Raw genomic sequence first — 11,169 nt, 5'->3', positions numbered from 1 at the left:
ATCAGGAAGAGAACGCCAGCCGGAGCGCTACGCCGAGATTGGCTACGAACAGAGCCGCGTCGATGACGAAGATCCTGAGCATCGGACCTTTCAGCACGGGCCAGTAGGCCACCCCGACGCGCCCTCCGCGCATCAGGACCGGAAGGTTATAGGCGAACTGGCTGAAGTGGCAGGCGGCAAAGAACAGGAACAGCGCGAGCTGCGCCTCGATCGGCTGGAAGAAGGCCGGACGAGCGGCCAGAAGATAGAACGACAAAAGCCCGATCGGCAGATTCATCCCGCCCAGGAACGCCACGCTGGCCGCCAGCGTCGGCGCGATCGGATTGCTGCGCTCTTCGCGCGGCAGGAGTATCTTCAGCGTGTTGCCCTGGGCGACGCTGAACTGGATGAACGCGCCGCCGAACCAGAGCGTGTTGAGGAGCAGGACGAAATCCGAAAGATGCATGATCATTTTCCGTAGAAGGCTTCGCTGCGCACCACACGGCCCGCATCGTCGAAATCCATGAACTCGCTGGCGCGCGTGTCGCCGAGCTGCCACCACACCGTCAGGCGCGCGATCGCCTCGTCCCAGCTCCAGCTCAGGATCTTCAGGTCGGCGCTTTCGATGTGGCCATAAGCCTCGCGCCAATAAGCGCGGATGTTCTCGGCGCCGCTGACGACCGGAGAACCGGTCAATGATAGTGCCAGAGGGCTGCGCATCTGCGCATCGTCGGCGAAATGCGCGACGACCGCGTCGATATCGACCCGGCGCCAGCTCGCGCACCATGCCGCGACAAAGCGCTCGGCGGCTGCGCGATCCATTTTCCATCCGCTCATGGCGGAGCCCTCCCCTGGCTCGTTGCCGGGAAAGTGGCAAAGCTCGCGCCTCATGTCAACTATATTGACTTGAGGAACCGTCAGTTGTTGTCGGCGATCGCCCCCATGACGGCCATCCATGCCGCCGCACCCGACGCCCCGGCGCGATCAAACGCTTCGCGCAGGACCTTGCGCTCGTGATCCGATGCCTTTTGCTCGATGCGTCGCCCGGCCTCCGTCAGGCGCAACAGCTTGGAGCGATGCTGCTCGGGCGCCCGCTTCGACGTCAGCAGCTTGCGCTCCAACAGCAGGTTGAGCGGCCGGTTCAGGGCCTGCTTGGAGATGCCGAGGATCTCGATCAGCGAGCCGATCGCGATATCGGGACGGCGCGCCACCACGTAGAGGATGCGGTGGTGTGGACGCGACAGGCCCTGCTTCGCAAGATATTCGTCGGCCTCCAGCGTCATCCCGCGCCAGCCGTAATACATCAGCTCCAGCGCCGCATCGAGATCGTGCAGCTTCGGAAGTGAGGCGCGGTGAAGCCCCGCAGCTTGAGACGTCTTTGCCATTATCTGAAAGAGCCTAAGTCCGCGCCCGCAGCTCGCGCCGCAGCACCTTGCCCGTCGCCGTCATCGGCAGTGTCTCCGCGAACTCGACGAAGCGCGGATATTCGTGGGCGGCGAGTTGCACCTTCACGAACTCCTGGATCTCGCGCGCGAGCGTGTCGCTTGCCGCGAAGCCGGGACGCAGCACGATCCAGGCCTTGATCGATTCGGTGCGGATCGGATCGGGGATGCCGACCACCGCCGCCATCGCCACCGACGGATGCTTCATCAGCGTGTGCTCGATCTCGGACGGGCCGACGCGATAGCCGGCGGTGGTGATGACGTCGTCCTCGCGGCTGACGTACCAGAAATAGCCGTCCTCATCCTGGATACCGAGATCGCCGGTCAGCAGGAATTCGCCGGCATATTTCTTCGCCGTCGCATCCGGATTGCGCCAGTACTCGATCATCGTGCACGGGCATGGCTGGCGCACGCCGATGATGCCGCGCTGCCCCGTCGGCAGCTCCTCGCCCTTGTCGTTGACGATGCGGACGTCGAAGCCCGGCGTCGCCTTGCCCATCGAACCCGGGCGGATCGGAAACAGGTTGGAGTTGCTGCCGATCACGAGGTTGCACTCGGTCTGGCCGAACACCTCATGCGCATCGATGCCAAACGTCTCGCGCACCCAGCCGAGCAGCTCGCCGCCGAGAGATTCACCGCCGGTGAAAATGCTGCGCAGCTTGACGCCCGGATGCTTCACGCCGGCCTGCCGCATCAGCTTCAGCGCCGTCGGCGGCAGGAAGACGTTGCGGACACCGAGGTCGGCCATCATCTGCATCGCCGCCTGCGGCTCGAACTTTCGCGCGCGGTGACCGACCAGGGGGATGCCGTGATACCAGAACGCGAACAGGCCGTTGACGAGGCCGCCGATCCACGCCCAGTCCGCCGGCGTCCACATCAGATCGCCGGGGCGCGGCAAGAAGTTGTGGCACATCTCGACATTCGGCAGGTGGCCGAGCACGACGCGATGCGCATGCAGGGCGCCCTTCGGATTGCCCGTCGTGCCTGACGTGTAGATGATCAGGGCGGGGTCATCGGCGGAGGTGTCGACGGTCGCAAAGTCCTCGGACGCGGTTTCGATCGCCGGCCAGAACGGTTTTGCACCGGCATGGACCGCGCCGCTCGTGATATAGATGTCCTGCAGATAGGGCAGCCGATCGCGGACCTTCGTGAGCTTCTCCCAGCCCGCCTCATCAGTGATGATGGCTCTTGCTTGCGAATTCGACAGGCGGAATTCCAGCGCGTCCTCGCCGAACAGCGCGAACAGCGGGATCGAGATCAGCCCGGATCGGAACGCGGCCATATGCGCGATCGGCAGCTCCAGCGACTGCGACAGGAACACCGCGACGCGGTCGCCGCGCACGAGCCCATCGGCCTTCAGCACATTGGCGAAGCGGCGCGACATCTCCGCGACCTCGTCGAACGAGGTGCGCGTGGTTGCGCCGTTCTCGTCGACATAGAGCAGCGCGAGGCGGCCCGTGCCGTCGGCATGGCGGTCGCAGCACGCTTCCGCCATGTTGAAGCGCGCCGGGACGTCCCAGCGGAAGTTGCGATAGAGCTCGTCGTAGGTTGCGGCTTCGGTGAGCATGGTCGTTTCCCGGCAGCGTCGTCACGGCCGGGCGTGTCCCGGCCATCCACGTTCTTGTTTCGACCTGAGTTTAAGCGCGTGGGAGCCCGGGACAAGCCCGGGCATGACGATGCGGAGGCATCCCCTAACGGCGCACCGTCTGGAAGAATTTCCTGACGTCGCCAACATACAGCTCCGGCTGCTCGAATGCGGCGAAATGCCCGCCCTTCTCCATCTCGCTCCAGTGCGTGATGTTAGGAAAGTTCGGCTCCATCCAGCGCCTGACCGGCGTGATGATCTCCTTCGGGAACACGGCGACGCCGGTCGGCACGTTGACCCTGGGCCTGGTGCGGCGCTTGCCAAAACTCTCCCAATAGAGCCGCGCGGAGGAGGTCGCCGTCTCCGTCGCCCAATAGAGCATGACGTTGTCGAGCAGCTCGTCCTTGTCAAAAATGTTTTCGGGATGGCCGTCGCAATCGGTCCAGGCCCAGAATTTTTCCAAAATCCAGGCCGCCTGCCCGCTCGGCGAATCCGTCAGGCCATAGCCGAGCGTCTGCGGCCGCGTCGATTGCTGCTTGGAATAACCGGAATCGAGATCGACATAATGCTTCAGGCCGGCGAGCGCGCGCTTCTCTTCCACCGTCGGCTCGCCCTCGACCTTCGGCGCCGCGTTGAAGGCGAGCGTGATGTGGATGCCGGCGCAGTGCTCGGCGTCCTGCGCGCCGAGCGATGTCGTCACTGCCGAGCCCCAGTCGCCGCCCTGCGCGCCGTAACGCGCGTAGCCGAGCCGATCCATCAGCTTCGCCCAGGTCGCGGCGATGCGGTCGACGCCCCAACCGGTGGTCTTTGGCTTGGCGGAGAAGCCAAAGCCCGGCAGCGACGGACACACCACATGAAATGCATCCGCAGGATTGCCGCCATGCGCGGCAGGATCGACCAGCGGCGCGATCACCTTCTGGAATTCCACGATCGACCCTGGCCAGCCATGGGTGATGATCAGCGGCAGTGCGGACGGCTCCTTCGAGCGCGCATGCAGGAAGTGGATATCGAGCCCGTCGATCTCGGTGGTGAATTGCTCGAAGCGGTTGAGCTTTGCCTCGCGGGCGCGCCAGTCATAGCTGTTGGCCCAGTAGGTGCAGATCTCCTGGATCCGTTTCAGCGGCGCGCCCTGGCTCCAGTCGTCGACCAGCTCCGCCTCCGGCCAGCGCGTGCGGGTGAGGCGGGATTTGAGGTCGGTGAGAATGTCGTCGCTGATGGCGATGCGAAACGGTTTGATGGCGCCGGTCATCGGTTGCTCCCGATTGTTTCTGCGGGAGAGAGTAGACCGGATTGCAGCGCCATCAAAGGTGCTCCTTCTCCCCTTGCGGGAGAAGGTGGCGCGAAGCGCCGGATGAGGGGTATCTATCCACGTGAACTACTGTGAGAGATTCACCCGCGGAGAGAACCCCTCACCCGCCTCGCTTCGCGAGGCACCCTCTCCCGCAAGGGGAGAGGGGAAGAAGCTAGCCTGTCAGCGCCGCCTTCACCAAACCGCTGGCCTTGCCGAAATCCATCTGGCCGGCGTACTTCGCACGCAACACCGCGATCACCTTGCCCATGTCCTTCATGCCGGCAGCGCCCGTCTCGGCGATGGCGTCCGCGATCGCCTTCTTCACCTCGTCGTCCGACATCTGCTTCGGCAGGTAGGCCGAGATCACCGCGATTTCCTCGCGCTCTTGGGCAGCGAGCTCGGCGCGGCCGCCCTTGTCGTAAAGCTCGACCGACTCCTGGCGCTGCTTGATCATCTTCTGGAAGACGCCGAGCAGGTCGGCATCCGACAGCGGCGGCTTGCCGTTGCCGCGCGCCTCGATGTCGGCGTTCTTGATGGTCGAGTTGACCATGCGCAGCGTGGACAGCTTGCGCTCGTCCTTGGCCTTCATGGCCTCCTTGACCGCGTTGTTGATGTCGTCGCGCAGCATGATCGTGATCCCTTCGAATATCCGACGCCTGATCTAGGCCGTTCGCGGCCCCGAGACAACCGGGGCGCCCAGCCATTCGACCAGCGCCCGCGTCGTCGCCCCGGGCTGCTCCGGCTGCGGCAGATGCCCGCAACGCTCGAGGATCACCAGCCTCGCGCCCGCTATGCCCTCCGCCATCTCCTTGGAGAACGCGTTCGGAATCGTGTTGTCCTGATCGCCCGTCAGCACCAGCGTCGGGCATTTGATCGTCGCCAGCGTCGGCCGCGAATCCACCCGCGCAATGATCGCGGTCTGCTGCCGCAGATAGGCTTCGACGCCGACGTCCTCGCCCTGCTCATGCACGAGCTTTCGAATGCCGGCATCGTCGTGGCGCGAGGGATGCACCAGCTCCGGAAACATCTCCTCGCGCGCCGCGCTCAGCTCGCCGCGCCTGGCCCGTTCCATCAGGCCGCGGCGGCGCGCGGTCGCTTCCGGTGTATCGGGCCGGGCCTGGGTGTTGATCAGCGCGAGCTTCAAAACCCGCTCGGGCGCCTGGCGCATGATCTCGAGCGCGATATAGCCGCCCATGGAGTGGCCGGCGAGCGCGAAGCGCGGCGGGGCCTCGCTCAGCACGCGCCGGGCGATCGCCGCCATGCTGTCGTCGCGGATATGGTTGGCAATCATCACCGGGCCGAACCGCCAGAGTGCCGGGACCACCGGGGCGTAGATCCGGGCCGAGGAGGCCAACCCCGGAACCAGCAGAAGCGGGGTGGTCTGGTCCATTATTGCCTCGCGAGCCCGGGAAATTGGCGGAAATTATCCTGCCAAGCTTAAGTGCCCGAGGGGACCTGTCAAATATGCAAAAACGCATGTGAATCGGCGCTCGTCCGCTTTGACGGCGGCGCCGGCCCGGACTATGAACCGGGCTCATGACACAACATGACAGCGATACCGCCTGGCCGGACCACAAACCGACCGCGCTCCTCGTGCTCGCCGATGGCACGGTGCTCGAAGGCTTCGGTCTCGGCGCCGAAGGCCATGCCGTCGGAGAGGTCTGCTTCAACACCGCGATGACCGGCTATGAGGAGATCCTCACCGATCCCTCCTATGCCGGCCAGCTCATCACCTTCACCTTCCCGCATATCGGCAATGTCGGTACCAACGAGGAAGACATCGAGACGGTGAACATGGCCGCGACGCCCGGCGCGCGCGGCGTGATCCTGCGCACCGCGATCACCGATCCCTCGAACTACCGCGCCACCAAGCATCTCGACACCTGGCTCAAGGCCCGCGGCATCATCGGCCTGTCCGGCATCGACACCCGCGCATTGACCGCGCTGATCCGCAGCAAGGGCATGCCCAACGCCGTGATCGCGCATGCCAGGAACGGCGAGTTCGACCTGCATGGCATGAAGGAAGAAGCGCGCGAATGGCCGGGCCTCGAGGGCATGGACCTCGTGCCGATGGTCACCTCGGGCCAGCGCTTCACCTGGGACGAGACGCCCTGGCTGTGGGACAAGGGTTTTGGCCGCCAGGACAAGCCTGAGTTCAACGTCGTCGCCATCGACTACGGCATCAAGCGCAACATCCTGCGCCTGCTCGCCGGCGTCGGCTGCAAGGTGACGGTGGTGCCGGCGACGACCTCATCTGAAGACATTCTGGCGATGAAGCCGGACGGCGTGTTCCTGTCCAACGGCCCCGGCGATCCGGCCGCGACGGGCAAATACGCGGTGCCGGTGATCCGGGACGTGATCAAGTCGGGCACGCCGACCTTCGGCATCTGCCTCGGCCACCAGATGCTCGGCCTCGCCGTCGGCGCCAAGACCAAGAAGATGCATCAAGGCCATCACGGCGCCAATCATCCCGTGAAGGACGAGACCACCGGCAAGGTCGAGATCACCTCGATGAACCATGGCTTTGCGGTGGACGAGGCGACGCTGCCGAAGGGCGCGACGCAGACCCACATCTCGCTGTTCGACGGATCCAATTGCGGCATCCAGCTCGACGGCAAGCCGGTGTTCTCGGTGCAGTACCACCCCGAGGCCTCGCCGGGACCGCGCGACTCGCACTATCTGTTCCAGCGCTTCGCGGATCTGATGCGGCAGAAGAAGAGCGCGTAACGCCGGCTCTCCTGCAATTGCCTTGACGACATCGAGCCCGGGCCTTGACCCGGGCTCTTGTCATTCCGGGCTCGACGCTGCGGTTCGCCCGGACACAAGGTACGTCGTCTCACGCCCCTTGTTGATTCCTGCTACGCTCACGCAGGAGCCCTGCCATGTCTGTTGTCCGCGACAATGCCGAGCCACTCGCCATCGTGTTCGAAGATGACGGGCTCGTGCCGAACAACATCCTTCCCTTCCTGGTCTATCGGGATGCGGTGAAGCTCGATTCCAGGCGCCCCGAGGCGACCATCGAAAACCTGTTCGAAGCGAATAGCTGGGGCGGCACGTGGCGCAACGGCGTCTACGACTATCTGCACTATCACGCGACGGTGCATGAGGTGCTCGGCGTCGCGCGCGGAAGTGCCCGCGTGCGCTTCGGCGGCGATCATGGCCAGGAGCTGGAGATCAAGGCGGGCGACATCGCGATCCTGCCGGCCGGCACGGGGCATCAGTGCATCAGGGCGAGCGACGATTTCTGCATCATCGGCGCATATCCGCCGGGATCGAAGATGGTGGTGACGCGGGCAACGCCGGAGAACCATGCCAGGGCACTGAAGACGATTCCCGAGGTCGCGCTGCCGCCGGCCGATCCGGTGACGGGCAAGAACGGGGCGTTGATGAGGCTGTGGAGCCGGCCATAAGCGCGACGCCGTAGGGTGGGCAAAGCGGAGCGTGCCCACCAATCAGTTCAAGCCGCAAGGACGGATGGTGGGCACGGCGCGCAAGAAGCGCGCCTTTGCCCACCCTACGGCAATGTCCCTTACGCCTCGTTGCCGCCTTCCTGGCGGGTGGCCTCGAACAGGAACCAGGTCCGGCGCTCGGTCTCGTCGATAAAGTTTTCGAGGATGCTGGCGCTGGCGACATCGCCGGCGTCGTCGCAAACGTCGTGCGCCTTACGCATCGCGCTCGCGACGTGCTTGTTGTCCTGCATCAGCTCGCGCAGCATCTCGCGCGGCGGGACGTAGTCCTCGTTGTTGTCCTTGATGGTCTGGAGCTTGGCGACCTGGCCGATCGACTTCAGCGTGGTGCCGCCGATCTTGCGGACGCGTTCGGCGAGCTGGTCGGTGGTGGCGAAGATCTGGTCGGACTGCTCGTCGAGCAGCAGATGATAGTCGCGGAAATGCCGGCCGCTGATGTGCCAGTGGAAATTCTTGGTCTTCAGATAGAGCGCGAACGCATCAGCCAAAAGCACGTTGAGCGCCTCAGAGACCTTCTTGACCCCATCGGGCGACAGATCGGTGGGGGTATCGAGATCGGGCGAGACCTTGGTGGGGGCTTTGCTCACGGGAAACCTTCCTGTTAGGACGCGGACATTGACGGCGCGCCGTCGCACCCCTAACGCAAGGCGGGCAGCGCCGGTTCCTTGACAGGAACCGTTTGGCCGGGACCTACGAAATACCATGGACGATTGGATCGATTATTACGACTCCACGCATACGATCTATGTCAGCAAGCTGCATCGCGACTTGCACTTCCAGATCATCGCGCGGGACATCATCGGCTACATCTCATCGCCCGAGGCGACCGTGCTCGACTATGCCTGCGGTGAGGCGCTGTCGGCGAGCCAGGTCGCCGCGGCCTGCGGCAAGCTGATTCTCGCCGAGCCCGCCCCCGGCGTGCGTGGCCGGCTGATCGCGCGATTTGCCCCGAACACCAAGATCCGCGTCCGCTCCCTCGACGACGTCCGCAAAATGCAGGACCAGTCGATCGACCTCGCGGTGATGAACTCGGTCGCGCAATACATGACGCCGGACGAGCTCGATGCCGCGCTTGTCAACATCCGGCGATTGCTGACCCCGTCCGGCAAGCTCGTGCTCGGAGATATCTTGCAGCCCAATGTCGGCATGTTCAGGGATGTGATGGCGCTGCTCAGCTTCGGCCTGCGTCACGGCTTCCTGAAGGACGCGCTGATCGGGCTGATCAGCACCGCGCTGTCAGATTACCGTCATCTGCGCACGCGCATCGGGCTTCAGCGCTATAGCGAGGACGAGATCGTCGCCAAGCTGACCGCGGCCGGCTTCGCTGTCCAGCGCGCCCACACCAATATCGGCCATAATCGCTGGCGCATGACCTTCATCGCGCGGCCACCTCTGGTCCGTTAAGCATAATGACTGCCCGAGGTGGCTTGTCACACGCCGATAGGTAAAGATCGTCGCGGCCCGGTGGCGGAAGCGTCTACGCGAGGGCGGTGCAACGCTCTTCATCCTGGTTCAAATCCAGGCCGGGTCTCCAGCCTTCGCTGGCTCCGCCAGCTTCGGCTAGGCAAGCCGTATCGTGCGAAGGCTGCCTCGGCGAAGCCCGAAGGGCGAAGACGGGCACGCTTCGACGGACCGCCCAAAGCAAATTCTCGAAAACTCACAAACTTCAATCCACTTCGGCCGTTTCGCACTCCGACAGCAGCTGTAGCCGGTCGGCATCCTTGGCTGCGGAGCTGAGCACAGCATCGAGCAGCCCCGGAAAGCGTGCGTCCAGATCCTCGCGGCGGAGCCGCATGAAGCGGTTGGTGCCCGCCACGCGCGTCAGCATCAGGCCGCATTCGCGCAGCTTGGCGAAGTGGTAGGCGAGGTTGGATTTGCCGGAAAGGCCGCTGAAGTCGCCACAGCAGAGCTCGCTGCTGACACGTTCCTGCTGTGCGAGCTGATAGACGATGGCCAACCGGATCGGATCGCTCAGGCAATCCAGAACCATCGGCAGCTCGATCTGCTCGCGGGTGGGATGAAGGGGTGTGCGGCTCATGGTCGGGAATCATAGCAAACCGGCCGCGATGTTCAATAGTTCTTGAACCAATTGACTTCTCGACCCTCGCATTCAATAGTTCAATAAACGTTGAACATAGGGGTATTGTCCAATGAGCGTGTTCTGGCTGGCTCTCGCGGCCTTCGCGATTGGTACCGAAGGCTTTGTTATTGCAGGGCTTTTGCCGTCGATCGCCGCCGATCTTTCGATTTCCGTCCCTGCCGCCGGCCAATTGGTCACCGCCTACGCCCTCACCTATGCGGTGGGTTCGCCGATCCTGGCGGTGACGCTGAACAATATCGACCGCCGCACCGTGCTGGCCCTGGCGCTGACGACCTTCATCGCCGGAAATCTCGTCGCGACGGTGGCTTCCAGCTACGCCCTGCTGCTGGCCTCCCGCATGCTGATGGCGCTGGGCTCCGGACTATGCATGCCGACGGCGCTCGCCGTATCGGTGGCCGTCGCCGCGCCCGAACGGCGCGGCCGCGCTGTGGCGCTGGTCACCTCGGGCCTCACGGTTGCGACCGTGATCGGCGTCCCGCTCGGCAATCTCGTCGGCAGCCTGCTCGGCTGGCGCGCGACCTTTGCCATGGTGGCCTTGATCGGCGCGGTTGCGCTTGCCGGCCTGCTGCTTGGCTTGCCCCGCGGCCTGCCGCGCAACACCGCCTCGCTCAGCGAACGGCTGGCGGTGGCGCGTCACAGCAATGTCGTGATTGCGCTTCTGATCACGATCTTATGGGCGGTCGGCGGCTTCACCGTGTTCACCTATTTCGCGGTCCCGTTGCACGGCCTCGGCTTCGACGCCGCGCAGATCAGCCTCGCGCTGCTGGTGTTCGGCGGCGCCGCCGCCATCGGGAATATGCTGGGCGGCGTCCTGGCCGACCGGCTCGGCACGCTCGCCACAGCAGGCCTCGGGCTCGCCGGCATGGCGAGCGCCCTGATCCTGCATTCGCTGGTCCTGAAGTTGATGCCCGGACAGGCGCATTATGCGGTGCTGGGCGCGATCTTCCTCTGGGGCATCTCGGGCTGGGCGTTCTATCCGGCTCAGATCGCCAGCATCATCCGGATCGAGCCGCAGGCCTCGATGATCGCACTCTCGCTCAACGCCTCCGCCATGTATCTCGGCTTCGCCATCGGCGGGGCCCTGGGCGGCGCGGTGCTGGCCACCCTCTCGCCAACCGACCTTGGCTGGATCGGCGGATCGAGCGTTGCGGCCTCGCTGCTGGTGCATCTCGCCCGTGGCTGGCAGGCACGGCCAAAACCCGTCAAAATTGCCGGTTGATGGGCGTTTTTCGGGGTTTCGCCGCCCCGAAAACTGGTCTAAGACCCACCCGCGCGCGAGGGGAGACCCCGCGCTCTCGGCTCAA

General features: G+C 64.6%; 13 protein-coding genes and 1 tRNA gene. 5 read left to right on the top strand and 9 right to left on the bottom strand.

Annotated features, from left to right (window positions below; all coding sequences use genetic code 11):
* Position 1: 1 nt before the first annotated feature.
* The 7 genes from ABIB99_RS28230 to ABIB99_RS28200 all read right to left on the bottom strand — a co-directional run bounded on the left by ABIB99_RS28230 (position 2) and on the right by ABIB99_RS28200 (position 5,687).
* Entirely contained in the window at positions 2–445 is a 444-nt protein-coding gene (locus ABIB99_RS28230) for a hypothetical protein (protein WP_028159430.1), read from the bottom strand.
* A 2-nt stretch (positions 446–447) separates the two neighbouring features.
* A complete protein-coding gene (locus ABIB99_RS28225; protein WP_208084762.1) occupies positions 448–816 on the bottom strand; it encodes a YybH family protein in 369 nt (122 codons plus the stop codon).
* Positions 817–896: 80 nt separating this feature from the next.
* Entirely contained in the window at positions 897–1,364 is a 468-nt protein-coding gene (locus tag ABIB99_RS28220) for a MarR family winged helix-turn-helix transcriptional regulator (RefSeq protein WP_028159428.1), read from the bottom strand.
* A 13-nt stretch (positions 1,365–1,377) separates the two neighbouring features.
* A complete protein-coding gene (locus tag ABIB99_RS28215) occupies positions 1,378–2,988 on the bottom strand; it encodes an acyl-CoA synthetase (RefSeq protein WP_354178542.1) in 1,611 nt (536 codons plus the stop codon).
* Between the two features lie 124 nt (positions 2,989–3,112).
* Entirely contained in the window at positions 3,113–4,255 is a 1,143-nt protein-coding gene (locus ABIB99_RS28210) for an epoxide hydrolase family protein (RefSeq protein ID WP_354178540.1), read from the bottom strand.
* A gap of 214 nt (positions 4,256–4,469) precedes the next feature.
* Positions 4,470–4,925, bottom strand: coding sequence for a GatB/YqeY domain-containing protein (locus ABIB99_RS28205; RefSeq protein ID WP_028150679.1), 456 nt, complete (start codon positions 4,923–4,925; stop codon positions 4,470–4,472).
* Positions 4,926–4,958: 33 nt separating this feature from the next.
* Positions 4,959–5,687 carry an alpha/beta fold hydrolase gene (locus ABIB99_RS28200; protein ID WP_354178537.1) on the bottom strand — a complete coding sequence of 243 codons (729 nt, stop codon included), beginning with the start codon at positions 5,685–5,687 and terminating at the stop codon, positions 4,959–4,961.
* Between the two features lie 146 nt (positions 5,688–5,833).
* Between ABIB99_RS28200 and carA the strand changes: the two genes are divergently transcribed.
* Complete coding sequence (carA, locus tag ABIB99_RS28195) at positions 5,834–7,024, top strand: glutamine-hydrolyzing carbamoyl-phosphate synthase small subunit (RefSeq protein WP_354178535.1); 1,191 nt, start codon at positions 5,834–5,836, stop codon at positions 7,022–7,024.
* A gap of 155 nt (positions 7,025–7,179) precedes the next feature.
* Positions 7,180–7,707: a hypothetical protein gene (locus tag ABIB99_RS28190; RefSeq protein WP_354178533.1), complete on the top strand. Its 528-nt coding sequence runs from the start codon at positions 7,180–7,182 to the stop codon at positions 7,705–7,707.
* Positions 7,708–7,826: 119 nt separating this feature from the next.
* Here the strand turns inward: ABIB99_RS28190 and ABIB99_RS28185 are convergent, their stop codons facing one another.
* A complete protein-coding gene (locus tag ABIB99_RS28185; RefSeq protein ID WP_354178531.1) occupies positions 7,827–8,351 on the bottom strand; it encodes a Dps family protein in 525 nt (174 codons plus the stop codon).
* A 115-nt stretch (positions 8,352–8,466) separates the two neighbouring features.
* Between ABIB99_RS28185 and ABIB99_RS28180 the strand changes: the two genes are divergently transcribed.
* Both ABIB99_RS28180 and ABIB99_RS28175 read left to right on the top strand, forming a co-directional pair.
* Positions 8,467–9,168, top strand: a complete 702-nt coding sequence (locus tag ABIB99_RS28180) for a class I SAM-dependent methyltransferase (RefSeq protein WP_354178529.1) — start codon at positions 8,467–8,469, stop codon at positions 9,166–9,168.
* Positions 9,169–9,222: 54 nt separating this feature from the next.
* Positions 9,223–9,298 (top strand) — tRNA-OTHER (locus ABIB99_RS28175).
* 132 nt (positions 9,299–9,430) lie between these two features.
* Here ABIB99_RS28175 and ABIB99_RS28170 read toward each other — a convergent pair.
* Positions 9,431–9,802, bottom strand: a complete 372-nt coding sequence (locus ABIB99_RS28170) for an ArsR/SmtB family transcription factor (protein WP_071909605.1) — start codon at positions 9,800–9,802, stop codon at positions 9,431–9,433.
* Between the two features lie 112 nt (positions 9,803–9,914).
* Between ABIB99_RS28170 and ABIB99_RS28165 the strand changes: the two genes are divergently transcribed.
* Positions 9,915–11,084, top strand: a complete 1,170-nt coding sequence (locus ABIB99_RS28165; RefSeq protein WP_208084755.1) for an MFS transporter — start codon at positions 9,915–9,917, stop codon at positions 11,082–11,084.
* The last annotated feature ends 85 nt before the right edge of the window (positions 11,085–11,169 follow it).

It is taken from the genome of Bradyrhizobium sp. LA6.1, assembly GCF_040547805.1.
GTDB classification, from domain to species: Bacteria; Pseudomonadota; Alphaproteobacteria; order Rhizobiales; family Xanthobacteraceae; genus Bradyrhizobium; species Bradyrhizobium barranii.
The sequence above is the reverse complement of the archived record's forward strand: the minus strand, read 5'-3'. Positions and strand labels throughout refer to the sequence as shown.